General features: G+C 53.9%; 24 protein-coding genes. 23 read left to right on the top strand and 1 reads right to left on the bottom strand.

Annotation, left to right across the window (positions count from 1 at the left end; all coding sequences use genetic code 11):
• Window positions 1–110: 110 nt before the first annotated feature.
• The 8 genes from JW885_12335 to JW885_12300 all read left to right on the top strand — a co-directional run bounded on the left by JW885_12335 (window position 111) and on the right by JW885_12300 (window position 8989).
• Complete coding sequence (locus JW885_12335; protein MBN1882956.1) at window positions 111–2060, top strand: bifunctional metallophosphatase/5'-nucleotidase; 1950 nt, start codon at window positions 111–113, stop codon at window positions 2058–2060.
• Between the two features lie 344 nt (window positions 2061–2404).
• Complete coding sequence (trpE, locus tag JW885_12330) at window positions 2405–3892, top strand: anthranilate synthase component I (GenBank protein ID MBN1882955.1); 1488 nt, start codon at window positions 2405–2407, stop codon at window positions 3890–3892.
• 10 nt (window positions 3893–3902) lie between these two features.
• The gene (locus tag JW885_12325) at window positions 3903–4565 is read left to right on the top strand and encodes an aminodeoxychorismate/anthranilate synthase component II (GenBank protein ID MBN1882954.1); all 663 of its coding nucleotides are present in this window, start codon (window positions 3903–3905) and stop codon (window positions 4563–4565) included.
• The gene (gene trpD / locus JW885_12320; protein MBN1882953.1) at window positions 4474–5496 is read left to right on the top strand and encodes an anthranilate phosphoribosyltransferase; all 1023 of its coding nucleotides are present in this window, start codon (window positions 4474–4476) and stop codon (window positions 5494–5496) included. The genes JW885_12325 and trpD overlap by 92 nt, the downstream gene beginning before the upstream one ends.
• A complete protein-coding gene (gene trpC, locus JW885_12315) occupies window positions 5496–6320 on the top strand; it encodes an indole-3-glycerol phosphate synthase TrpC (GenBank protein ID MBN1882952.1) in 825 nt (274 codons plus the stop codon). Before trpD ends, trpC begins: the two co-directional genes overlap by 1 nt.
• Window positions 6317–6967, top strand: a complete 651-nt coding sequence (locus tag JW885_12310; GenBank protein MBN1882951.1) for a phosphoribosylanthranilate isomerase — start codon at window positions 6317–6319, stop codon at window positions 6965–6967. Before trpC ends, JW885_12310 begins: the two co-directional genes overlap by 4 nt.
• 5 nt (window positions 6968–6972) lie before the next feature.
• Window positions 6973–8169 (top strand): tryptophan synthase subunit beta, encoded by a 1197-nt coding sequence (trpB, locus tag JW885_12305; GenBank protein MBN1882950.1) that lies wholly within the window; start codon window positions 6973–6975, stop codon window positions 8167–8169.
• Complete coding sequence (locus tag JW885_12300; protein MBN1882949.1) at window positions 8162–8989, top strand: tryptophan synthase subunit alpha; 828 nt, start codon at window positions 8162–8164, stop codon at window positions 8987–8989. Before trpB ends, JW885_12300 begins: the two co-directional genes overlap by 8 nt.
• Here the strand turns inward: JW885_12300 and JW885_12295 are convergent.
• Window positions 8973–9983 carry an ornithine cyclodeaminase family protein gene (locus JW885_12295; protein ID MBN1882948.1) on the bottom strand — a complete coding sequence of 337 codons (1011 nt, stop codon included), beginning with the start codon at window positions 9981–9983 and terminating at the stop codon, window positions 8973–8975. The genes JW885_12300 and JW885_12295 overlap by 17 nt on opposite strands.
• 307 nt (window positions 9984–10290) lie before the next feature.
• On the opposite strand from JW885_12295, the gene JW885_12290 reads away from it, so the two are divergent.
• The 15 genes from JW885_12290 to JW885_12220 all read left to right on the top strand — a co-directional run bounded on the left by JW885_12290 (window position 10291) and on the right by JW885_12220 (window position 24638).
• Window positions 10291–10641 carry a polymer-forming cytoskeletal protein gene (locus JW885_12290; GenBank protein MBN1882947.1) on the top strand — a complete coding sequence of 117 codons (351 nt, stop codon included), beginning with the start codon at window positions 10291–10293 and terminating at the stop codon, window positions 10639–10641.
• A 54-nt stretch (window positions 10642–10695) separates the two neighbouring features.
• Window positions 10696–11436: a tetratricopeptide repeat protein gene (locus tag JW885_12285; protein MBN1882946.1), complete on the top strand. Its 741-nt coding sequence runs from the start codon at window positions 10696–10698 to the stop codon at window positions 11434–11436.
• 9 nt (window positions 11437–11445) lie between these two features.
• Complete coding sequence (gene iorA, locus JW885_12280) at window positions 11446–13239, top strand: indolepyruvate ferredoxin oxidoreductase subunit alpha (GenBank protein ID MBN1882945.1); 1794 nt, start codon at window positions 11446–11448, stop codon at window positions 13237–13239.
• A gap of 3 nt (window positions 13240–13242) precedes the next feature.
• Complete coding sequence (locus JW885_12275) at window positions 13243–13833, top strand: indolepyruvate oxidoreductase subunit beta (protein ID MBN1882944.1); 591 nt, start codon at window positions 13243–13245, stop codon at window positions 13831–13833.
• A 14-nt stretch (window positions 13834–13847) separates the two neighbouring features.
• A complete protein-coding gene (locus tag JW885_12270) occupies window positions 13848–15149 on the top strand; it encodes a phenylacetate--CoA ligase (protein ID MBN1882943.1) in 1302 nt (433 codons plus the stop codon).
• Between the two features lie 11 nt (window positions 15150–15160).
• Window positions 15161–15592, top strand: coding sequence for an ACT domain-containing protein (locus JW885_12265; GenBank protein ID MBN1882942.1), 432 nt, complete (start codon window positions 15161–15163; stop codon window positions 15590–15592).
• A 49-nt stretch (window positions 15593–15641) separates the two neighbouring features.
• Window positions 15642–16847, top strand: coding sequence for an ABC transporter substrate-binding protein (locus JW885_12260; GenBank protein MBN1882941.1), 1206 nt, complete (start codon window positions 15642–15644; stop codon window positions 16845–16847).
• Between the two features lie 85 nt (window positions 16848–16932).
• Window positions 16933–17823 (top strand): branched-chain amino acid ABC transporter permease, encoded by an 891-nt coding sequence (locus JW885_12255; protein ID MBN1882940.1) that lies wholly within the window; start codon window positions 16933–16935, stop codon window positions 17821–17823.
• 1 nt (window position 17824) lies between these two features.
• Window positions 17825–18769 (top strand): branched-chain amino acid ABC transporter permease, encoded by a 945-nt coding sequence (locus JW885_12250; protein ID MBN1882939.1) that lies wholly within the window; start codon window positions 17825–17827, stop codon window positions 18767–18769.
• Window positions 18769–19542 (top strand): ABC transporter ATP-binding protein, encoded by a 774-nt coding sequence (locus JW885_12245; GenBank protein MBN1882938.1) that lies wholly within the window; start codon window positions 18769–18771, stop codon window positions 19540–19542. The genes JW885_12250 and JW885_12245 overlap by 1 nt, the downstream gene beginning before the upstream one ends.
• Window positions 19535–20269, top strand: a complete 735-nt coding sequence (locus JW885_12240; GenBank protein MBN1882937.1) for an ABC transporter ATP-binding protein — start codon at window positions 19535–19537, stop codon at window positions 20267–20269. The genes JW885_12245 and JW885_12240 overlap by 8 nt, the downstream gene beginning before the upstream one ends.
• Before the next feature lie 3 nt (window positions 20270–20272).
• Window positions 20273–21583 (top strand): AMP-binding protein, encoded by a 1311-nt coding sequence (locus tag JW885_12235; GenBank protein ID MBN1882936.1) that lies wholly within the window; start codon window positions 20273–20275, stop codon window positions 21581–21583.
• Between the two features lie 3 nt (window positions 21584–21586).
• Window positions 21587–22768, top strand: coding sequence for an ABC transporter substrate-binding protein (locus JW885_12230; GenBank protein ID MBN1882935.1), 1182 nt, complete (start codon window positions 21587–21589; stop codon window positions 22766–22768).
• Window positions 22769–22840: 72 nt separating this feature from the next.
• Complete coding sequence (locus JW885_12225; GenBank protein MBN1882934.1) at window positions 22841–23698, top strand: branched-chain amino acid ABC transporter permease; 858 nt, start codon at window positions 22841–22843, stop codon at window positions 23696–23698.
• A gap of 16 nt (window positions 23699–23714) precedes the next feature.
• Window positions 23715–24638, top strand: coding sequence for a branched-chain amino acid ABC transporter permease (locus JW885_12220; protein MBN1882933.1), 924 nt, complete (start codon window positions 23715–23717; stop codon window positions 24636–24638).
• Window positions 24639–24648: the final 10 nt, after the last annotated feature.

The raw sequence follows: 24648 nt of genomic DNA, 5'->3' as shown, positions 1-24648 counted from the left end.
AAACGTACGCCGTGTTTGTGTGATGTTTTCGGCGAAAGCGGTCCGGAAATCTTTGTATCGTCGGGTTCAATCGATCGGCTCTATGCCGCATGGTGAGAGGAGTATTTGATATGAAATGTGTCTTTAAAAGTATCATTGGCATGATGATGATCGTGAGTATGACGGCCTTCGCCCTTGGGGCGGAAAAATCATTGACGATCATACACACGAACGATATCCATTCACAGCTCATGGGTTTAAGTCCAAACTGCGACTATTCCCCCAACGGTCTTTTGGATGACGATACGGTGGGCGGTTTTTCCCGAGTCGCGACGGTCATCAACGAGGAGAGAGAACGTCGGAACAACCCGGTTCTGGTTATCGACGCGGGAGACTTCATGATGGGCTCTCTCTTTCACATGATCGCCCGGGAGGAGGCTGTGGAGCTGACGCTGCTCTACGACATGGGGTATGATGTTTTGACGTTAGGAAACCACGAGTTTGATCTAAAACCGAACGGGCTCGCCCGCATTCTCACCAGTGCGATGAAGAAGGGGAAGCTCCCTCCAATCGTGGCGTCGAATGTGGTTTTTGACGAGACGGAGGCAGCGGATGATTCATTACAGGCTTTGTTCGACGAGGGACTGATCGTTCCGCATATGGTGATAGAAAAAGACGGCCTCCGCATCGGATGTTTCGGCCTGTTGGGTAAGGACGCCGCGGAGGTGGCCCCGTTCTCGTGGCCGGTAACCTTTTCAGATCCGACGGAAGCGGCAGTCCGGGAGGTTGCATACCTCCGAGACACAGAACAGGTGGATGTCGTTATCTGTGTTTCCCACAGCGGCCTGAGGGATGATCCGAAAAAATCAGAGGACGAGCTGCTGGCGGCGGCGGTGGACGGCATTGACGTTATCGTCAGCGGACATACCCACACCGTCCTGCCGGAGCCGATCGTTGTGGATGACTGTATCATCGTTCAGGCGGGAAGCTACAGCGCATGGGTGGGGGTGCTGGATCTCCTCGTGGGAGAAGACGGCGTCGGCCTTTCCGACTACGAATACGTGTCGGTGGACGATAAGATAGTCGGAGATGAAGCGATCTCGAATGAAATATCATCGTACATCGGGATAATCAATGCCGATGTCCTCAAAAACTACGGGTTGACATACTCACAGGGGATTGCGGAGACCGATTATGACCTCCATATTTTGGAGGAGGAATGCGGACTGGGAAATCTCGTCACCGACGCCATCCGCTGGTCCGTGGATAGAAGGGAATACGACCCCGCCGACCCCGACACCCGGGTCGATTTTACCATACAGTCATTTGGTGTCATCAGGTCGGACGTTCTCAAGGGGAAAACCGGCGTGATCGAGATTGCGGATCTCTTTCGGGTTGTACCGTTGGGAATCGGCGTTGACGATACGATGGGGTATCCGATCGTATCGTTCTACTTGAACGCATCGGAGATAAAGAAGGTGATGGAGGTCTTTACCTCCATCTATCCCATAAAGGGGAGCGATTACTTCCTGCAGGTATCGGGTGTGAAGGTGAAGTACAACCCGAAGCGGATGATCTTCGATCGCGTGACGGAGATATATATCGAGGATGATAACGGTGAGTTTGTACCGCTGGATTACTCCGACGACAACACGGAGCTCTACAAGGTGGCGACGAACTACTACAACGCCTCATTCATCAAGGTGGTGAAGAATTATACCTCTGGGATATTAACGATGATTCCCAAGGATCGGTACGGCACCCCCATCGACGATCTCGGCGAATACGTGGTGGATGCCGATCCGGACACATCCGGCGTGCAGGAATTGAAAGACTGGTACGCGCCGATAGAATATGTCATGAGCTTTCCCGACACGGACGATGACGGACTTGTAGAAATCCCTGACCGTTATCGGGAGACCGAGGGGAGGATTGTGCCGGAGCCGAGCCTGAATCCGGTAAAGCTCGTCGCCGGTGGCAATTACCTGACGTGGATCGGGATCGGTGTCGCACTGATCGTCCTGATACTGCTGGTGCTGGTGATACTGATACCGGTGCGTCTGATGAAGAGAAAAAGGTAGCATGAGGACGGTATGACGTAAATATGTCGATCGTTTTTATTCAGAGCCGTATCGTATGTTTTTTTCATACAGGATGAAAAAAAACTTGACACGAATGTGTGAAAACGTATAATAACCTGCACCAACGTGAGTGAACGGTAATGATGATGATGTATAACCGAAAAAGCAATTATTTCAATTGGGCGTGGCGTATCTACATAGGAGATTCGTCCGTCCGGTGATCCATTAAAACATATTCAGCCGAAAAGGCCGTGGACGAAGCTCAGTGTCCACGGCTTTTTTTTCGACCGAGTCGTACATGCCGTGGAGACTATCCACGGCCTTTTTTATTGGGGGAGAAGTAGATGATAACACCCAACTTCGAAGAGTTCAAAAAGCTCACCACAGAGGGAAATCTCATACCGATCTACCAGGAGATACTGGCCGATCTCGAGACACCGGTTTCGGCCTTGAAAAAATTGAACGGTTCGTCCCACGCCTTTCTGCTGGAGAGCGTCGAGGGGGGCGAAAAGTGGGGGCGATACAGTTTTTTGGGCGCTGATCCGTCGATCATTTTCCGCGTGAGGGGGACGAGGGTGGATGTGGTGAAAGACGGCGAGCTCCTCTATGCGGAAAAGCACACTGATCCCTTCGGGCAGCTCAAGAATCTCATGGATCGGTACAAACCGGTCGCGGTCAACGGGCTTCCCCGATTCTGGGGAGGTGCCGTCGGGTATTTCGGCTACGATACGGTCAGGTTCATCGAGGACATCCCGGACAACGCTCAGGACGACCTGAATGTATACGACGCCTACTTCATCATCACCGATACCATTGTGATCTTCGATAACGTCAAGCATACCCTGAAGGTGGTGGCGAACGTTTTTTTAGATGACGGCGTCGATATGGAAGCGGCATATATGGACGCCGCCAATCGCATCACGAGGACGATTCACAAACTGCGAGAACCTTTGTCGATCGATCACCTCGAGACGGAGGAGGGGGAGCACCTGTTCGTCGAATCGAATATGAGCAGGGCCGATTACATGAATGCTGTAGATCGGGCGAAAAAACATATCATCGACGGCGATGTCATCCAGGTCGTTCTCTCCCAGCGGTTTGAGATGGAGCTGAAAAGCGATCCCTTCAATCTGTATCGCGCCCTGAGATCAATCAATCCCTCTCCGTACATGTTCTACCTCAAATTCGACGACGTCATCCTGGCGGGTTCGTCCCCGGAAGTGCTGGTAAGGAAGGAGGACGATACGGTGGAGCTCAGGCCCATCGCCGGCACTCGGCCCAGGGGAAACAGCGATGAAGAGGACGACGAGCTTTCCAGGGATTTGCTTTCTGACGAGAAGGAGCGGGCGGAGCACATCATGCTGGTTGACCTGGGACGGAACGATCTCGGCCGGGTCTCGGAATACGGCAGTATTGACGTCACGAACCTCATGCGTATCGAGAAATACTCCCATGTGATCCACATCGTATCGGACATCGAGGGAAGGCTCCTTCCAGGAAAGACGTCTTTCGACGTCATCAGGGCGGCGTTTCCCGCCGGGACCCTCACCGGGGCACCGAAGATCAGGGCGATGGAGATCATCGACGATCTGGAGCCGTGCCGCAGGGGGACATACGGCGGATGCGTGGGATATTTCAGCTTTTCGGGGAACATGGACATGTGCATCACCATCAGGACGATGCTGATTACAAAGAATAGGGTATTCATACAGGCGGGCGCGGGCATCGTCTCCGATTCGGTTCCGGAAAAGGAATACTACGAGACACGTCACAAGGCGGGCGGCATGCTCCGGGCGGTGGAAATGGTCAGAAAAAATATGCGGCCGGTATAGGAGGTGCGCAATGATACTCGTGATAGACAACTACGATTCGTTTACCTACAACCTGGTGCAGTACCTGGGAGAGATGGGGCACGAGCTGGTCGTTCACAGAAACGATCGGATCACCATCGAGGAGTGCCTGGATAAGAATCCCGACTATATCGTCATTTCACCGGGACCCGGCTCCCCGTCATCCGCCGGGATATCAGTCGAGCTGATAAAAAGGTCCGCTGGCGTCGTCCCGGTCCTGGGTGTCTGCCTGGGCCACCAGGCAGTCGGCGAGGCGTTCGGAGGAGACATCGTCCACGCTCCCCGGGTTATGCACGGGAAAGAATCGATGGTATTTCATGACAGCGACGACCTGTTCATGGAGATTTCAAATCCGTTTCGGGCGATCCGGTATCATTCGCTGGTCATCGATCCGGATACCTTTCCTGAAGAGCTTGTGAAAATCGCCTGGACGGATCGGGGTGAGATCATGGGTGTGCGGCATCGCGAGCACGCGATTTACGGCATACAGTTTCATCCCGAATCGATACTGACCGACTGCGGTAAAAAAATGCTGGAGAATTTTATAGAAATTGGAGGGAATCATGTTACAGACGGCATTGGCAAAGGTGGTCGAGGGACGTCACCTGACCCGTCAGGAAATGGAAGGGGCAATGGACGTCATCATGAGCGGTGAGGCGACGCCGTCTCAGATCGGTGGTTTCATCACCGGGCTGAGAATGAAGGGGGAAACCGTAGACGAGATAGCGGGGGCCGCTTCAGTAATGCGGAAAAAGGCGACGCCCATCGAATTGCAGCTTGGCAACGGGGACCTGTTACTGGACACCTGCGGAACCGGCGGCGATTCGTCCGGGACGTTTAATATCTCGACCGCAACCGCACTGGTGGCGGCGGGGGCGGGGGCGATCGTCGCCAAGCACGGCAATCGATCCATATCGAGCAGGTGCGGAAGCGCCGATGTACTGGAGGCCCTCGGCGTGGCCGTCGATATCGTACCCGAGCGGGTGGCCCGGTGTATCGAGACGGTGGGGATCGGTTTTCTGTTCGCTCCGTCTCTTCACGGCGCCATGAAACATGCCATCGGTCCCAGAAGGGAGCTGGGGATCAGGACCATATTCAACATCCTCGGTCCCCTGACAAATCCGGCGGGGGCGAGGGCGCAGCTTCTGGGGGTGTATGATCCGAAGCTGTGCACGGTGATGGCAGAAGTGCTCAACTCCCTGGGGAGCGTCCGGGCGATGGTGGTGCACGGAAGCGGCCTCGACGAAATCTCCATATTCGGCCCCACGGAGATCGCCGTTCTGGAGGACGGAGTCGTATCGACGAGGAAGATAACGACCGAGGACCTGGGTGTAAAACGGGCGAAGAGAGAAGACCTGATGGGAGGGGACGCCCGGGAAAACGCGTCGATCATTCGAGATATCCTAAATGGCGCGGTTGGTCCGAAGCGGGACGTGGTGGTCGTCAACAGCGCCGCAAGCCTCATGGTGGCGGGCATCGCGAGTGATTTTCAAGACGGCATTAAAAAGGCGTCCGACTCCATCGATTCAGGGAGGGCATACAAGAAGCTCGAATCGCTCATTTCCTACACCGGAGGAACGAATTGATGAAGGCCTCCACTCGCAGGATTCCGGTGAAGTCCGGAACGATACTGGACGCCATCGTCGACAAAAAGCGGGAATCTGTAACGGCACGGAAGAACCTGATCGGCATCGACGAGCTGATGGGGAGAATCGACGATAAAGGGGACACACGGGGATTTCACCGAGCGATTCGAGATCGGGACGGCGTCGCCGTCATCGCGGAGATAAAGGCGAAGAGCCCGTCTGTGGGTGTCATCGCGGGATCAGTCGACCCGGAGGCGATCGCCGTCTCGTATCAGGAGGGGGGGGCGAGTGCACTCTCTGTATTGACCGAGGAGGATCATTTCGGGGGATGTCTTGATCACCTGATCCGCGCTCGAAGGCGGGTTGCGATCCCCGTCCTCAGGAAGGATTTTATATTCGATCCCTATCAGCTCTACGAGGCGAGGGCGGCGGGAGCCGATGCGGTACTGCTCATCTGTGCAATTTTGGATGACGATCTGCTCACAAGTCTCATGTCTCAGGCAGAAGAGATCGGGCTTGATTGCCTCGTCGAGGTGCACACAGCGTCCGAACGGGACTGTGCGATTGGTGCGGGGGCAACACTTGTCGGCATAAACAACAGGGATTTGAAAACGTTCGTCACCGATCTTGCCACAACAGAACGCATCATGACGGAAATGCCGAAGGACGTCACGGTGGTGAGCGCCAGCGGCGTATCATCGGGCGACGATGTCAGGCGCCTTGTTCGGACCGGAGTGAAGGGGGTGCTGGTGGGTGAGAGCCTCATGCGTGCAGGGAATGTCGAGAAAGCGTTGTCTGAACTCATACGTGGAGGTGCAGAGTGACATTCAATTTCGGACGAACACGGGTGAAAATATGCGGGATTACCCGGGTAGACGACGCGCTGGTTTCCGCAGATCACGGGGCGGACGCCGTCGGTTTCGTGTTTCATCGACCCAGCCGAAGATACATCGAGCCGAAACAGGCGCGCGACATCATCGATGTGCTTCCGCCGTTCATCCAGACGATCGGCGTGTTTGCCGACGAGCGAAATGATTATGTGCTGCGGGTCTATAGAGAGAGCGGGGTTAATGCAGTTCAGGTCATGAACGCCGAGCGTGCCTCACTTGGAATATCTCCCTCGTCGATTATTCCAGTGGTACGGATGGGGGACGGTACCGGAGAGCGGGAGCTGGAATCGATACCGGAAGAACAAACGGTGCTGCTCGATACTTTCATACCCGGTGAAAAGGGGGGGACCGGCGTCGCGTTCGACTGGGATATCGCGAAAAGGTATGCGAGGGGGAGGAGGATCATCGTGGCGGGAGGATTGAGGCCGGAAAACGTCGCCGATCTCATCGATCGCGTCAGACCATACGGGGTGGATGTCTCCTCGGGAGTGGAAGACTCTCCGGAGAGAAAGGATCATGAAAAAATCGCACGCTTTTTAGAAAGCGTACGCATCATTGACGGACAGATACAAGGAGCATAAAACTCATGCAATACCCGGACAAGGCGGGGCATTACGGCATGTACGGGGGACGATACGTCTCTGAAACGCTGATGCCCGCGGTTGTGGAACTGGAGGAGGCGTATATCCACCACAGGGACCAGATGGCGCTGTTTCACGAGCTGGATTTCTATCTGAAGGAATATGTGGGACGGCCCACGCCGCTCTATCAGGCGAAGGGACTCTCGGCAAAACTGGGGGGGGCGGAAATCTGGCTGAAGCGAGAGGACCTGTGTCATACCGGAGCCCACAAGATCAACAACACACTCGGTCAGGCGATACTGGCCCGGCGCATGGGCAAGGGCCGCCTGATCGCGGAGACCGGAGCGGGGCAGCACGGCGTCGCCGCTGCAACGGTGGCGGCGCTCTTCGGCATGACGTGTGATGTCTACATGGGCACCGAGGACATTCGACGTCAATCCATCAACGTTTTTCGCATGCGGCTCTTGGGGGCGCGGGTGATCCCGGTCTCGTCGGGATCGAGGACCCTGAAAGACGCCATGAACGAGGCGCTCCGGGACTGGGTGACGAACGTCAGGGATACCTTTTACATCATCGGCTCCGTTGCTGGCCCCCACCCCTATCCGATGATGGTGCGGGATTTTCAATCGGTGATCGGAAAAGAGACCAAAGAGCAGACGAGAAAGACCAACGGCCGCCTGCCGGACTGCCTCGTGGCCTGTGTCGGCGGCGGATCCAACGCCATGGGGATGTTTTATCCCTTCGTTGACGACCGTGAGGTAGACATGATCGGCGTTGAGGCGGCGGGTGACGGCCTGGATACCGGAAGACACGCGGCGTCATTGTGCCGCGGGAGGGTCGGCGTTCTCCACGGATCAAAGTCGTATGTGCTCCAAGATGATCACGGGCAAATCACCGAGACACACTCCATATCCGCAGGCCTCGACTACCCGGGTGTGGGTCCGGAGCACAGCCTCTTCAAGGACACGAAACGCGTTCGGTACACCGCAGTGGACGATCAGGCCGCCCTCGATGCCTTTACACAACTGACCACGACCGAGGGCATCATGCCGGCGCTGGAAAGCGCCCATGCCGTGGCGGAGGCTATCCGCATCGCACCTTCGATGTCCAAGGATAAGAAGATTGTCGTGTGCTTATCCGGCAGGGGCGATAAGGACATCCACACCGTTGCGGAACATATGGAGGTGAATCTCTATGAATAGAATTGATGCAGTGTTTTCACGCCTTGAGGAAAAGAACGAAGCGGCGTTGGTGATATACTTGACGGCGGGCGACCCGGATATCGAAACGACGGAAGAGCTGTTGAAGACGATTCAGAACGCGGGCGCCGACATCATCGAGGTGGGGATTCCCTTTTCCGATCCGATGGCGGACGGACCCACTATACAGCGCGCCGCAAAGAGGGCGCTGGACAACGGGGTCACTCTTACACGGATTCTAGATATGGTTTCATCACTCAGGGACGAGCTCACCGTCCCGATCGTGCTGTTCGGGTATTACAATCCGATACTTTCCTATGGGCCGAAGCGATTTGCGAAGGCCGCGGCGAAGGCGGGTGTAGACGGCGTGTTGGTGGTGGACCTGCCGCCTGAGGAGAAGAACGAGCTCACCCGATTTACAGAAAAAGAGGGGATTCATTTCATCACGCTGGTTTCCCCGGTCAGCGATGGTGAGCGGATTTCCGGCATCATTGAAGAGGCGAATGGGTTTTTATATTATGTGTCGGTGACCGGGGTCACCGGCGCCAGGGACAAACTGCCGGAAGACCTCGCAGGCGGCATCGAACGGGTAAGAGAAATGGCGAAGATTCCGGTTGCCGTCGGCTTCGGCGTATCGAGTCCGGAAATGGCGTCGCAACTGGGGAGCATTGCTGACGGTGTGGTGGTGGGAAGCGCCCTGGTTGATATTATTGAAAAACAAGGTGATGACAAAAAACGACTTCTCGAGGAGGTCGGCGGATTTGTCTCGTCCCTCAAAACATCGTTGATCTATGATGCCCCACAGGCTATGACATCAGATTGACAAGAAAGCCCCTTCCGGATGCCAGGGCCTTTTCGTAGACGATAGCGGCGGCGGAAGCATCCTGGATGGCGGTGCCGGTGGAATCGAAGATGATGATTTCGGCATCGTTGGTCCGTCCCGGCTTTTTGGCGGTGATGATGTCGCCCAGTTCACCCCGTACCCGGTCAGTTGTTATGACGCCTGCGCCAATGGCATGGTGAAGCTCTCCAACCCGGGCGCATTGATCGGTGATATCACAGATAACGACGCCCCGACCGAGAAGGGTGGGATCCAGCTCATTCTTTTCGGGGCTGTCCGCCCCCACGGCGGCGATAAAAGTGCCGGGGCGGGGAGCGGACGCATCAAAGAGCGGTGATCGCGATGGAGTCGCCGTGACGACGACGTCGCTTCGGGAGACGGCATCATCAATATCGGAGACAAAGGCAACCGGGATGCCGAGTTCTCTGGACATCGTGTCGGCGAATGCGTTTCCTGACTCTTTGTTTCTCCCGGTTACAAACGCGTTTTTAATGGAAAGCACCCGGGAAAGGCACGTCAGTTGAATTTTTCCCTGGGTGCCGTATCCCACGATACAGACGGTTTGGGAATCCGTTTTGGCAAGGTATTTCGCCGCAACGGCCGTTGCCGCCCCTGTGCGGCGGATGGTGATCTCGATGGAATCAAGAACGGCCAGGGGGAATATCATGTCACCGTCAAAGAGGATGATCGCTCCCATAATGTTCGGGAGATTATATTTCCTTCTATTTTGGAAGGAGCTTCCGTTCACCTTGAGGGCGAAGTAGGGCTTTGTAAGGGTGATGCCTCCGGATTTTATATGGAACTCGATACCCTCGGTGATATCCGCATGAAGCATTCCAATGCCGACACCCTTACCCTCTGCATACATGCGAAATGCGTCTTCAATGGTGTCGATATATTCGTCCAGATCGACGAGGTCGACGATCTGGCTTCTCGTCAGGATAATTGTCCCGTTGGGATGAATTTGTGATAGCATGACGAAAATATCCTTATTTTTTTATATATAAATGTCATATATACGTGATGCCGTTGGTGATGAAACAGGATTATTCACGGTTTTCGATATAATGATGAACGAGTGATCAATGAAAACCGCAAATCATTATACCAGAAGTACCGTATTGTGACAAAAAAACAGGAGATACACGGAAGATTTCAGGAAGCATCGAAACATACGCTCATTCTTTGTGCATCACGCCTTTTAGCTCTTGACAAAGATTTCATATTTTGCTATATAGCTTTAACTGTTTATTTTTACTGGAAAAATAAGATAGGGGTATTGTATGAATAGAAAAAGCTCTGACGGCTCGGGAAGTCATTGCGAGTGCGTTGTCGGTATCGATACAAAATTCACCGGCAACCTGACCGGTTCCGAAGACATCCTGATCAACGGAGAAGTCGACGGAGATATTGATATTCAGGCAAGTGTATACGTTGGTGAAAAAGGAAAGGTGACGGGAAAGATTACCGCCACAGATGTCATGGTAGAGGGGAAGGTTGAGGGATTTTTGAAAGCGACGAATAAAATCCAACTTGCCGCCACCGCGAATATCGCAGCCGATATGGAATGCAGAAACCTCGAAGTTGCCGATGGCGCCTTTTTTGAAGGGAAAGTCAACATGGAAAGCGCCTAAAACACGCTATTTTTTCCCATCCGAGATGCGGCATAGAGCCGGGAGTGTATATCGTTGGCAAAAAAAATTAAAGTCTCACGAAAAAAAAACCAAAAAGATCGAGATGAACTTTTAACCACCTGGGAAAAGATTCTGGGATTCATTGAGATAAACGAAAGAATCATTTTCATAGCCACCGTCGCGGTCATTACCCTTGCGATCGCAGCGATTGTCTTTTCAATTGTCTTTTTCAAAAGACAAACAGCTGCAAAAGAGATATTCAATCGAGGCGTCACCACCTATCATGATGCCGGCGGGTATAACAGTGACGAGTTGGAAAAAGCGCTGTTATCATTTTCCACCATTACCGATTCATACCGCATGTCAAAGGTACGCCCCCTGGCATTTCTCTACCGCGGTCATGTGCTGTATGATCTTGAAGAATATTCGGAAGCCGCCGAGATGTATCGGAAGGCGTCCGAGAGGCTTGATGAACCGCTCTCCCGCATTGCCGTTCTCAACAGAGGATACGCTCTGGAGGCCGATGGGTCATATGATGAGGCGGCGGAAGTCTACAAGACGCTGGCCGACGCCGACGACCTGGAGGCAATGACATACCTGATACGCGTTCTGGAAAAGGGAGGCGACACGGAAGAGGCCGAGCGCTATTCAGAGCGATACAATACACTCACGCTTTCACCTGAGGACCTGCTGCTTGATGATACGGGCGATTTCGAGTTGGATATTGAAGAGGGATTAGATGAGTCGTCCGATGATTCCTCCGATGGTACAATGGCGGACGACACCGAACAATAGGAATAGTCAATGTCCGTAACACATCGGAAGCAGCTTCTCAGCGGCAACGAGGCAATCGCCCGGGGCGCGTATGAGGCGGGTGTGCTGTTCGCGTCGGCATATCCGGGCACACCATCCACCGAAATCCTGGAAAATCTCATTTCCTACGATGGCATTTACTGTGAGTGGTCGCCGAACGAAAAGGTGGCCCTGGAGGTGGGCGTCGGCGCGTGCTATGCGGGGGCAAGAACCCTTGTGGCGATGAAGCACGTGGGGGTGAACGTGGCGGCGGACCCGCTCTTTACCCTTTCCTACACCGGAATCCGGGGGGGGATGGTGCTCGTCACCGCCGACGATCCGGAGCTGCACAGCTCCCAGAATGAGCAGGACAATCGCAATTACGCAAAGTTCGCCAAGGTTCCAATGCTGGATCCCGCGGACAGCCAGGAGGCCAAGGACTACGTCGCCCTGGCGTTGGATATCTCAGAACAGTTCGACACCCCGGTGCTCCTCAGGAGCACCACACGTGTATCCCACTCCCAGTCTTCGGTTTCTCTTTCCGAGCCCGATAGAACAACGCATGCCGGGAAGGTTTCCATCGTGAAGGATCCCCCGAAGCTGGTGATGCTTCCCGCCAACGCCCGGAAGCGTCACGTCGTCGTTGAAGAACGGATGAAGAGGCTCCGTGAGTTCGCCGATACTTTCCGCGAAAATGTCATGGAAATCAATGACACCGATATCGGCATCATCACGGCGGGAATCTCCTACCAGTATGCGAAGGAGATTTTCCCGAACGCGTCATACTTAAAGCTGGGCATGGTGTATCCCCTTCCCGAAAAACTCATCAGAGAGTTTTCCGGGAAGGTGAAGCGACTCCTAGTGATCGAAGAACTCGACCCGTTTATCGAGGAGCAGGTTCGCGCAATGGGCCTTGAGACATCCGGGAAGGAGAACGTTCCGATACTGGGTGAGCTGAATCCCGATATCGTCGCATCTTCGCTTTCCGGGTACGTGTTCAAGGAATCCGTGCCGATGGAAAAGCCGGAGCTTCCTCCCAGGCCGCCGAATATGTGTCCCGGTTGTCCCCACCGGGGGATATTTTACGCGTTATCCAAAAGTAAGGTGTTCGTCGCTGGCGATATCGGCTGCTATACACTGGCGTTTCTGCCGCCGCTTCAGGCAATCGATACCTGCCTCTGCATGGGGGCCAGCATCGGGCACGCAGTGGGTATCGACAAGGTAATGGGAAAAGAGGGGCAGGGGAAAGTCGCGGCGGTCATAGGAGATTCGACGTTTTTCCATTCCGGGATAACACCACTCATCGACGCCGCGTACAATAAGTCGTCGGCGACAATATGTATACTGGACAATCGCACCACCGCCATGACCGGGGCACAGCAGAATCCCGGAACGGGAAAAACCCTCATGGGCGAGGATACCCACAGGGTTGATATACCGGCACTGGCGAAATCAATCGGAATCAATCGGGTCAGAAAGGTCGATCCGTATGATATACAAAAGACGAGAGAGATCGTTACGGAAGAGCTTGACGTGGACGAGATCTCGGTGATCATATCCGAATCACCCTGCGTGCTTCTCAAGGGTGCACGTCGGAAAGAGTGGGAGGTCCTCTCGGTCGATCATGATAAATGCACCGGATGCAAGGCGTGTATCATGCTGGGATGTCCCGCTATCGGCTGGGATCCGGAGGGGATAAACGGCAAGGGTAAAAAGGGACGGTCCGTCATCGACGAGATGCTCTGCATCGGATGTACGATGTGCCAGCAGTTATGCAAATTCGACGCAATCGTAAAGGTACCATGAATCGTGAAAGATAAAATAACGAACATATTGATGGCGGGCGTCGGCGGGCAGGGGATTATCATGGCATCGAACATGCTGTCCGAGGCCCTCCTGGCGGCGGGACGTGATGTAAAAAAGAGTGAGGTGCACGGCATGGCCCAGAGGGGCGGCAGCGTTACAAGCCATGTGCGTTTCGGTCGCAAGGTTTTCTCTCCCCTCATCAGGAAGGGTGAGGTTGATATTCTCTACAGTCTGGAGCTTCTGGAGACCCTTCGTTATACCGATTACTTGAAGAAAGAGACCGTCATTATCCTCAATGATTACCGCCTCAATCCGCCGTCCGTTTCCCTGGGGGCAAAAACCTATCCGGAGGGAATACCGGAGCTTGTGAGGGCGAATTTTCCCCGCACAACGCTTATAGACGGTGTGGGTATTGCGAGGGAAGTCGGCAATCCAAAAACCGTCAGCACGGTCATACTGGGGCATCTTTCCCTGTATATCGACATGCCGGAAAATACGTGGGCGGACATTATGAGTGATCGTCTTCCGTCGAAAATCCTCGATGTGAACCTGAAGGCGTTTCATGCGGGACGAGAGATAAAGCAGGTGGCGTAGACTGGAGGAATTGTATGATATATAACGAAGAATATGAAACGATGCCGAGAGAGGCATTGGAGGCGCTGCAGCTCAAGCGCCTGCAAAACGTGGTGAAGCGGGTATATGAGAAGGTTCCTTTTTACAAGAAGCGTTTCGACGATGCGGGCATCAAGCCGGAGGATGTCACATCCCTCGATGACCTGAAGCGTCTTCCCTTTACCTATAAACAGGATCTCAGAGACAATTACCCCTTTGGACTCTTTACCGTACCGATGGAGGACGTAGTCAGAATCCATGCCTCTTCCGGTACCACCGGCAAGCCCACGGTTGTTGGATATACGAAGAAAGACATCGAAACCTGGTCGGAGCTTATGGCCAGGGTCCTTGTCGCGGGAGGCGCCACAAAGCACGACATCATCCATAACGCCTACGGATATGGTCTCTTCACCGGCGGCCTGGGATTTCATTACGGGGCGGAGACGCTCGGCGCATCGGTGATTCCAATATCCGGCGGCAATACCAAGCGTCAGATCATGATCATGCAGGATTTTGGGCCGACCGTCCTGACATGTACACCGTCATATGCCCTCCACCTTGCGGAAGTCGCCGAGGAGGTGGGATCGGATTTCAAAAAAATGAAGCTCAAGTCAGGGTTCTTCGGCGCAGAACCCTGGTCCACTGTCATGAGAAAAGAGATCGAAAAGAAGCTGAATATCAGCGCCATCGATCTTTACGGTCTCTCGGAAATCATCGGTCCCGGCGTCTCCACCGAGTGCATGGAGGCGAAGGACGGCCTGCACGTGTTCGAGGATCACTTCATTCCGGAAATCATCGACCCGGTCACCGAGGAGGTGCTTCCGCCGGGATCACAGGGAGAGCTTGTATTTACCACGATCACGAAAGAGGCGTTTCCGGTTATCAGGTATCGCACGCGCGACATCTCCACCCTCAACTATGATCCGTGCGTCTGCGGCAGGAACTTTGCCAGGATGGCCCGAGTCAGCGGACGCACCGATGACATGCTTATCATCAGGGGGGTGAACGTATTCCCGTCTCAGATAGAAAGCGTATTGCTGGAAATCGAGGGGGTCGAACCGCACTATCAGATCATGGTCGATCGCGACGGTGCGCTGGACATCCTGGGGATAGACGTGGAGGTCAACGAGACGGTTTTCTCCGACGAGATCAAAAACCTTCAAAATCTCGAAAAGAGAATCGAGCACGACATCAAGGATATCCTCGGCGTCAGCGCAACGGTCAAGCTGGTTGAGCCGAAGACCATTAAAAGAAGCGAGGGGAAAGCCGTGAGAGTCATTGACAAGAGAAAGATATAGGAGGGGGCGCCATGAAGGTTGAACAAATATCCATATTTCTTGAAAACAAATCGGGACGTCTCGCAGAGGTAACCAGGATACTCGGTGAGTCCGGCGTGAATATACGGGCGCTCTCTCTTGCCGATACGACCGATTTCGGTATTCTGAGAATCATTGTGAATAATACCGAAAAGGCCAAAGATGTTCTCAAGAAGGGCGGTTTTACCGTGGGGAAAACAGAGGTTATCGCGGTGGAGGTTCCCGATCATCCCGGGGGACTCGCCGGTATTCTCGATATTCTCAAATCAGAAAAACTCAACGTGGAGTATATGTACGCGTTTGTAGAGCGAAGCGGCCAGTGTGCGGTCATCATCTTTCGTTTTGACGAGATCGACCGCGCCATCAAGGTGCTCGGAGATAAGGGCGTGACGGTACTCCCGGGTGAAAAAGTGTACGCGTTATAAGATGAATTGTTTATAGTTTTATTTAATTTATAGGTGAAAGGCGAAACGTATGTGTAGAAAGAATGCAGTGTTATACATTATTATGGCGATGGTCCTCTCATGCGCCCTGATACTGGGTGCGTGTGATAAGGGAACAGAGGCTCCCGATGAAACGGCGCCGACAGGCACGATGATCGATGAAAGCCTCGATCCATATGTCATCGGCGGAGTGTTCTCAATTACCGGCCGCGCCTCGTTTCTCGGCGAGCCGGAGAGAAACTCAATGGAGCTGTTCTCAGACATCGTCAACGAGAACGGCGGGATCAACGGGCACAAGCTTGAAGTCATTATTTATGACGACGAGGGAGACCCGACAAATACCGTGATCAATGTCAAGAAGCTCATTGAGAAGGACAACGTCCTTGCAATCGTCGGCCCCAGCCTTTCGGGGAACACCCTTGGGGTCATCGACACCGTCGAGGAGAAGGAGGTACCCCTCATCTCCTGCGCTGCGAGCATCAAGATTACATCACCGGTAAAGCCCTGGGTATTCAAGACCCCCCAGACGGACGAGCACGCCGTCGAGAAGATTTATGAGTACCTTGCCAACGAGGGTATCAAAAAAATCGCCATTATCACCGTCTCCAACGGTTATGGCGACAGCGGAAAAGAACAGCTCAAGTCCCAGGCGGAAGAGGCGGGAGTGACGATCGTGGCCGAGGAGTCCTACGGCGAAGAAGACAGCGACATGACCGCGCAGTTGACAAACATCAAGGGCACCGACGCAGAAGCGATCGTGTGCTGGGGAACAAATCCGGGGCCCGCTATTATCGCAAAGAACATCGTACAGCTTGGCATTGAACTGCCCCTGATTCAGAGCCACGGCGTTGCATCACCCAGCTACATCGAGTATGCAGGCGACGCCTCCAACGGGAACATCCTTCCCACCGGGAAGATCCTCATCATAGATCAGCTTCCAAAAAGTGATGTTCAGTATGACGCCCTGAAGGAATACCGGGAACTGTACGAGGCCGCATACGAGAGCGAGGTGTCGGGATTCGGCGGATACGCGTGGGATGCCATGGGAATCATCGCGCTGGCCCTTGAAACGTCCGGTGCCGACAGAGCCGCCCTGAGAGATGCCATAGAGGGCACGACGGACTTTGTGGGTGTCAGCGGTGTGTTCAATATGTCCCCCGAAGACCATACGGGACTGACAAAAGACGCCTTCGTTATCGTGGTAATTGAAGACGGTGGATGGAAAATCGTGGAATAGTGATTCCCGTTTTTTCAAAAAAGCCGTTTTGTTTACAAGTCAAATGAGGCTAAGCAGTTTCGTTTAGCCTCTTTTTGTGTATTCCATGACGATTTTCGACAAGCTCCTCCAGTTTTTTATCGGCGGTATCACCAACGGATCCATCTACGCGATGGTCGCCCTGGGGTTTACGATCGTCTATCATACGACGGAGATTATCAACTTCGCCCAGGGTGAGTTTGTGATGCTGGGGGCGCTGTTAATGGTTTCGTTTTCACTCATCCCCGGAATGCCGCTCGCGTGTGCGTTCGTGTTGGCTGTTCTTGGTGTGACCGTCGTGGGAATCCTGGTAAATCTTCTGGTGATACGTCCGGTACGCAATCCGAATCACATATCCCTCATTATCATCACCATCGGCGCGTCCATTTTTATTCGAGGGATCGCCATGCAGTCGTGGGCCTGGGGGAAGGGGGAATATGCGTCAACGCCGTTTTCCGGGGAGACGCCGATTCTCATCGGTAACGCCGCCATGACCCCCCAGGCCATCTGGATTATCGGGATAACCCTGACGATATTGATGTTGCTTCATTTCTTCTTTGAAAATACCATAACCGGCAAGGGCATGAGGGCCTGCGCCGTCAATCCCAGGGCCGCAAGCCTTATGGGCATCAAGGTCAGCAGGATGGTGGTGATTACATTCGCGTTGTCGGGGATGCTGGGCGCGGTCGCCGGGATCATCATCACCCCGACGACGACGGCGTCGTACAAGATGGGCGTAATGCTGGGTCTCAAGGGATTCTGCGCCGCGATAATCGGTGGTCTGGGGAGCATTCCCGGAGCGATCATTGGCGGATTTGTTCTGGGAGTGCTCGAATCGATGGGTGCGGGCCTGATATCATCGGCATATAAAGACGCCATCGCCTTCGTTGCATTGTTAGTAGTTTTGTTTGTGAGGCCCAGCGGTATACTGGGAATCGGGGATATCAAGCGGGTATAGCATGTCATCACGGATACATATCACAGCGGTCCTTGTGCTCTCCGGCGTGATGCTCTGTCTCCCGCTGCTTCTGAACAACGACTACTATTTGAGCGTGTTGATCATTATCGGACTGAATACGATATTGGCCCTGGGCCTGAATCTTCTGATGGGGTACGCGGGCCAGATATCCCTGGGACACGCCGCATTCTTCGGGCTTGGGGCGTATACATCGGGCATATTGACCACGTCATACGGCGTTCATCCCATTGCCGCTCTGGTCATCGCCCTGGGTGTGGTGGGAATTGTGGCGCTCGTTGTGGGCGTTCCGTCCCTTCGTCTCAAGGGATATTTCCTCGCAATGGCCACCCTCGGGTTCGGCATCATCGTCAACATTCTTTTCAAGGAGATGTCGTTCATCACCCAGGGGCCGTCCGGCTTTCGCGGAATACCGGAGCTTTCCGCATTCGGATTTGTATTCGATACCGACCTGAAATACTATTATCTCGTATGGGCGTCGACCATCGTCATACTAATGCTCAGCGCGAATATCATAAACTCCCGCATCGGGAGAGCCTTGAGGGCGATTCACACCTCTGAGGCAGCGGCGGGGAGTCTGGGGGTGAACATCCAGAGCTACAAACTCGCCATCTTCATCCTGAGCGCCCTGTACGCATCGCTTGCCGGGAGCCTCTACGCACATTTTATCGGATTCATCAGTCCCAGCTCCTTCGGTTTTCATTTTTCCATCGTGCTGGTCACGATGGTGGTGGTCGGCGGTATGGCGAGCATCTGGGGCGCCATCTTCGGCGCTTCGGTATTGACGCTGCTGCCAGAATTCCTGATGGCGTTGGAGGATTATGAAATAGTCGTATACGGTCTCATTCTGATGCTCATCATGATATTTTTGCCCGAAGGACTGACAAGGGGCGTCATCGAGAGAATAAAGGGGAGGCGTGTCGGATGATGCTCTCGATCGAAGGCGCCTCCATAAATTTCGGTGGTGTTCACGCACTCAAACATGTCACCTTTCAGGTGAAGGAAGGATCCATAAAAGCGATCATCGGCCCGAACGGCGCCGGGAAAACGACGCTCTTCAACCTGATATCAGGATTTTACCCTCCCGTGTCCGGAAAGCTCTTTTTTCGCGACAAGGCGATTCACGGACTCAAACCACATCAGGTGGCCGCTCTGGGTATCAGCAGGACCTTTCAGAATGTCGAGCTGTTTGATAACATGACGGTGGTGGAAAACGTCATGCTGGGACGACACGCGCGATCAAGCGCCGGCCTTGTGCGGGGATTGATTGGCGGTGCCTTCAGGTCTCCATTCGTCAGGAGGGAAGAGAGGGATATCAGAGACCAGGCGATGAAGTATCTTGATTTCGTCGGTCTCGCACCCAGGGCCCAGGACAATGCCCTGTCCCTTCCCCTGGGGCATCAGAGGTATCTGGAGATAGCACGGGCGCTTGCGGCGGAACCGAAGCTTTTGCTACTCGACGAGCCGGCCGCGGGACTGGACGAGCGGGAGACCGAGGACCTGGCCCGTCTTATCGACAATATCAGGAAGTTCGATATTACGATCATGCTGGTGGAGCATGACATGAACCTGACGATGGACATTTCCGAGGAGATCGTCGTGCTCGATCATGGGGAACTGATTGCCGAGGGAACACCCCGGGAGATACAGAACAACAAGAAGGTCATCGAGGCATACCTGGGAGAGGATATCGGTGATTAAAGTCAGGAATCTTTCCACATATTACCGGAAGATCAGGGCGCTGGACAACGTCTCGCTCCATGTCTGGTCCGGAGAGATTGTCTCTCTCATCGGTGCGAACGGTTCCGGCAAGACGACGCTTTTGAACAATATTTCCGGCGTCGTCCCGTTCCGCAGGGGCGAGATATCGATCGACGGCGTCGACATATACGGAAAGAAACCGGAAGACATCGTGGGGCTCGGTGTCTCCCAGGTCCCCGAGGGGCGGCAGATTTTCGCCACCCTGACGGTCCTGGACAACCTGAGGCTGGGCGCATACCTGAGATACAGGAAATGGCAGAGAAAGGCCATCTCCGATGATATGGAGGCCGTTTTTTCCGTATTCCCGATACTCAAGGAACGCCTCAAACAGCGGGCGGGGACCCTTTCCGGAGGCGAACAACAGATGCTCGCCATCGCCCGGGGGCTGATGGCGAAGCCGAAGCTGTTGATGCTCGATGAGCCGTCACTGGGATTGGCGCCGAAAATCACCATGGAAATACTTGAGGTGATCGTCTCGTTGAAGGAACAGGGCCTCACCATTCTTCTGGTGGAGCAAAACGCCAGGGCCGCCCTGAAGATTTCGGACAGGGGATACGTCATAGAAACCGGGAGCGTCGTCATCCAGGGGGAGGGGGGTGAACTCTTGCGGGACGGAGACATAAAACGGGCATATCTCGGTCGGGATTACCGGGAATTCTGGGAGTGATCCATGAGACTATTTAACCGTCGGTATGAAACCCTTTCACGGGACGATATGGCCCAACTGCAGCTCGAACGGCTTCAGAGCACCATCAACAGGGCGTATAAAAACGTCGTGTTTTACCAGAGCGAAATGAAGGATCGGGATATATCGCCCAGGGATATCACACAGGTGGCGGATCTTACGAAGATCGGTTTTACCACCCGTGACGATTTGAGCTACAATTACCCGTATGGATTGTTCGCCGTGCCGCTTCGTGATATCGTACGCATCAACAGCACCTCGGGGATTACCGGCAAACCGACGGTCATCGGGTATACGAAGAACGATCTGGGAGTGTGGACGGAGCTGATATCCCGTCTTTTTACCGGCGCGGGTGTCACCGCGGACGACATCGTGCAGATGTCCTTCGATTTCGGCATGGCCAACTGGGGACGAAGCATGCGTGCGGCCGCGGAACATATCGAGGCGTCGGTCATCCCCATGAGTTATCTCAACGCCTCGAAAGAACTCATGATCATGTCGGATTATCGCACGTCATGCCTCGTTTCCACGCCGTCACACGCACTGCACCTGGCGTGGCTTGCAAAAGAGCAGGGTATGGATGTTGCGAAACTTAATATATCCCGAGCCATACTCGTTTCGGAGCCCTTGTCCGATGTCGATCGAGAGCGTATTGAATCTGGTCTGGGCGTCCATGTCAGTACGGCCTACGGCATACCCGAAGGAATGGGACCTGGCGTCGCATATGAGTGCGCCGAGGGACGGCTTCATATCTCCGAAGACCATTTCATTGTGGAGACGATTCATCCCGAGACGTCAGAGCCCGTGCCCGCAGGAGAAGAGGGGGAGCTTGTTATTACCACCATCACGACGAAGGCGTTTCCTCTGATTCGCTTTCGAACAGGGGATATCTCCCGCATTGTGCCCGACGGCGAATGTCCGTGCGGAAGAACGCTCTCGGTGATGGAGGCGCCCATGAAGCGATCGGATGATATGCTCTCGTTTCGAGGCATCAAGGTATATCCGAACCAGATCAAGTCCGTCATATCCGGCGTCCTGGGAGAATCGCCGCCGTTTGTGATAGAACTTTTCAAGGTAAAAGAACTGGATCATATGGATATATACATTGAGGAAGGAGAGGCGCTCTTCAGCGACACGATAAAACAACTTGAAAATATTATTTCCGGGATACGTGGGGATCTGCTGGAGTTGCTCGGAATCAGGGCGAACATAAAACTGGTTGAGAGTTCCACCATGCAGGAATTATTGGAGAGGGGAAAACAGGTCATATATCGAGATACTATTTCAAAGGAGTAACCAATGAAAAGACTGAGTATTGTACTCTTGTCGATCATGTTGGGATTGTCCCTGTGCGTGATCGGCTGTCAGCCGGAAGAGCCGATGCCCGAGGGTGATGTTGAAGCGCCGGCGGTCGATGAAGCCGCAGGCGAGCCGATCGTTATCGGGGCCATACTGCGTCTGACCCTCGGCGCATCCGACGGCACTCCGGCAAAGAAGGGTGTTGAGTTTGCGGTCGAGGAGATCAACGAGGCAGGCGGCATCAACGGTCGTCCGCTGGAAGTGATCTATGAGGACTCGAAGGATAACGCCACAGACGCGGTCAACGCCGCCAACAAGCTCATCTCCCTGGACAAGGTACCGGTCATCATCGGTCCCATGATGAGCGGCAACACACTGGCGGCGGCCCCAATCGCCGAGGATAACGGTGTTGTGTTGATCTCCCCCAATGCCACATCACCAAAGGTATCGGAAGCCGGGGAATTCATCTTCCGCGGCTGCTCACGGATCGACATGCAGTCAGAAGCCCTGGTGAAGTATGCCGTGGAGAAATACGGCGTTAAAAAGGCCGCCATCCTGTACAGCAACGAGCCGTACGGCGAGGGTTTCGCGAAGCTTCTGAAGCTCTACTTCGAAGAATACGGTGTCGAAGTTGTTGTGGAGGAATCCTTCATGCGGGGCGATACAGACTTCAAGGCCCAGCTGACAAAAATCTCAGGCTATGAATTTGATCTCCTGTGCGTCCCTGGATACCTCCAGGAAACCGCCCCGGCGATCAGCCAGGCGCGCACAATCGGCATTACTGCACCCTCCCTGGGTGGTTTCGGCGATATGGCGCCTCTGTATATCGAGCTTGCCGGATATGCCGGTGAGGGGCACATCATCACCGGTGAATACGACGAGGATTACGACACGCCGAAGAACAAGGCTTTCGTGAAGAAATACTATCAATACATCAAAGAAAATCCGAAAGATCCCAACAACATCATGTTTGCGGCCATTACCTACGATATGGTCTATTTGGTGGCGGAGGCCATGAAGGAAGTAGGCACAGACCCCACGGCGATCAAGGATTACCTCGATACCGTGAGCGATTTCGACGGCGTAACAGGGAAGCTCAGCTTTGATGAAAACGGTGACGTGGTCAAGGGCGGCATCTACATCTTCGAGGTGGTTGACGGAAAATACGTCAAGATGGATTAACGAAACTAACGGACGACACAATACTATTTTATACGGGGGGGCCTTATGGCCCTCCCGTTATCAGCGCACATCATGTTTTTTCAACAACTCATAAACGGCCTAGCGGCCGGAAGCATATACGCCATGGTGGCCCTGGGATATACCATGATATACGGTATCCTGGGGATCATTAACTTCGCCCAGGGTGAAATCTACATGGCGGGCGCATATGCCGCTGTGATGCTCATCGGCGCCCTCCACATCGGTTTTTTCCCCGCCTTCGCGCTGGCCCTTGTGGTTGCGGCGGCCGTGGGCGTGCTGATGGAGCGGCTGGCGTTTCGGCCCTTGAGAAACCTCAACCCGCTCATACCGCTGATCGCCGCAATCGGTGTATCGATCTGCCTGCAGGATGTGGCGCGGCTCCTGTTCGGCCCCGACAAGAGGCCGTTTCCCATAAAAATCGAACTCGAACCGTTTATCCTCTTCGGTAACCAGATACCAGCGCTTGAAATCTATGTCCTCATCACCGCCTCGATTCTCATGACGGCATTATACCTTTTTATCAATAAGACGAAATACGGGAAGGCCATCGTTGCTTCGGCCTCTGACGGCGAAACGGCGCGATTGATGGGGATCAATGTCGATACGATGATAACCCTGACCTTCATCATCGGATCGATCATGAGCGGCGCCGCGGGCGTGCTGATGGCCATCGAATACAACACATATCCGTCAATGGGCGTTCTGCCGGGTCTGAAGGCGTTTTCCGCCGCGATCCTGGGAGGCGTTGGGAGCATACCGGGGGCGATCATCGGCGGACTGATTATCGGAGTGGCGGAAAACCTGGGTGCTGCATATATCATGTCCGGACTTAAGGACGCCGTGGCGTTTGCAATATTGATTATTATGCTCATAGTGAAACCATCCGGTATCATGGGAAAAAGAAGCTAAAGGTCCTTTTAAGCTTATGATCGACCTGATACTCCACTTACTTCTGTTTGCATCCATATATGTGGTGCTGACACTTTCTTTAAACCTGATTATTGGTTTTACCGGGCAGGTTTCTCTTGGGCACGCCGCCTTTTTCGGCATCGGCGCCTACATGGGATCGGTCATGGTCACCTATATGGACCTGCCGTATATCCTTTCGTTCTTTTTTGCGTTTTGTGCTGCGGGGGTTGTTGGGGTACTTTTGGGCCTCCCGACACTTCGCCTCAGGGACGACTATCTCGCCATCGTCACGCTCGGATTCGGAATCATCATAGAGATCGTCATACTGAATATAGACTATCTCGGCGGCCCGGACGGCATCTTCGGTATTCCAAGCCCGGTCATTGCGGGAAAAAAGCTGACATCCAAGCTTGATTTTCTCATCTTCAACTGGACAATCATGGGATTGACGATACTGTTCATGTATCGTCTGACAAGATCACGGGTCGGGCGGGCCCTGGCGGCCATACGGGATGACGAGTTGACCGCCCAGGTGATGGGAATCAATACAACGAAATACAAAATACTTGCTTTCGGTCTGGGCGCCGCGTTTGCCGGAGCGGCGGGATCTCTCTATGGTTCATACATCCATTATATCCAGCCCCAGAATTTCGGCCTGTCCGCATCAATACTGGTCCTGTGTATGGTGGTCATCGGGGGAATGGGAAGCATACCTGGATCGATCATTGGGGCGCTGATTCTTTTTTTGCTGCCCGAAATTATTCGATATCTCCCAGGCATAATCAAATTCGTCGCCGAGCACCTGAATCCCGGCTCTGTCGCCGACTACCAGAAAATCAGTGCCATTGCCGATTATCAAAATCTCATATACGGTGCGGCTCTGGTGCTCCTTTTGATTGTCCGCCCCCAGGGACTTATGGGAAAGTACCGGGTTAAATAAGAAGGATTGC

This window comes from Candidatus Zymogenaceae bacterium, from assembly GCA_016931225.1.
Classification (GTDB): Bacteria; Desulfobacterota; Zymogenia; order Zymogenales; family Zymogenaceae; genus JAFGFE01.
Note: the sequence above shows the minus strand (reverse complement) of the source record. Positions and strands in the feature narration are given on the sequence as shown.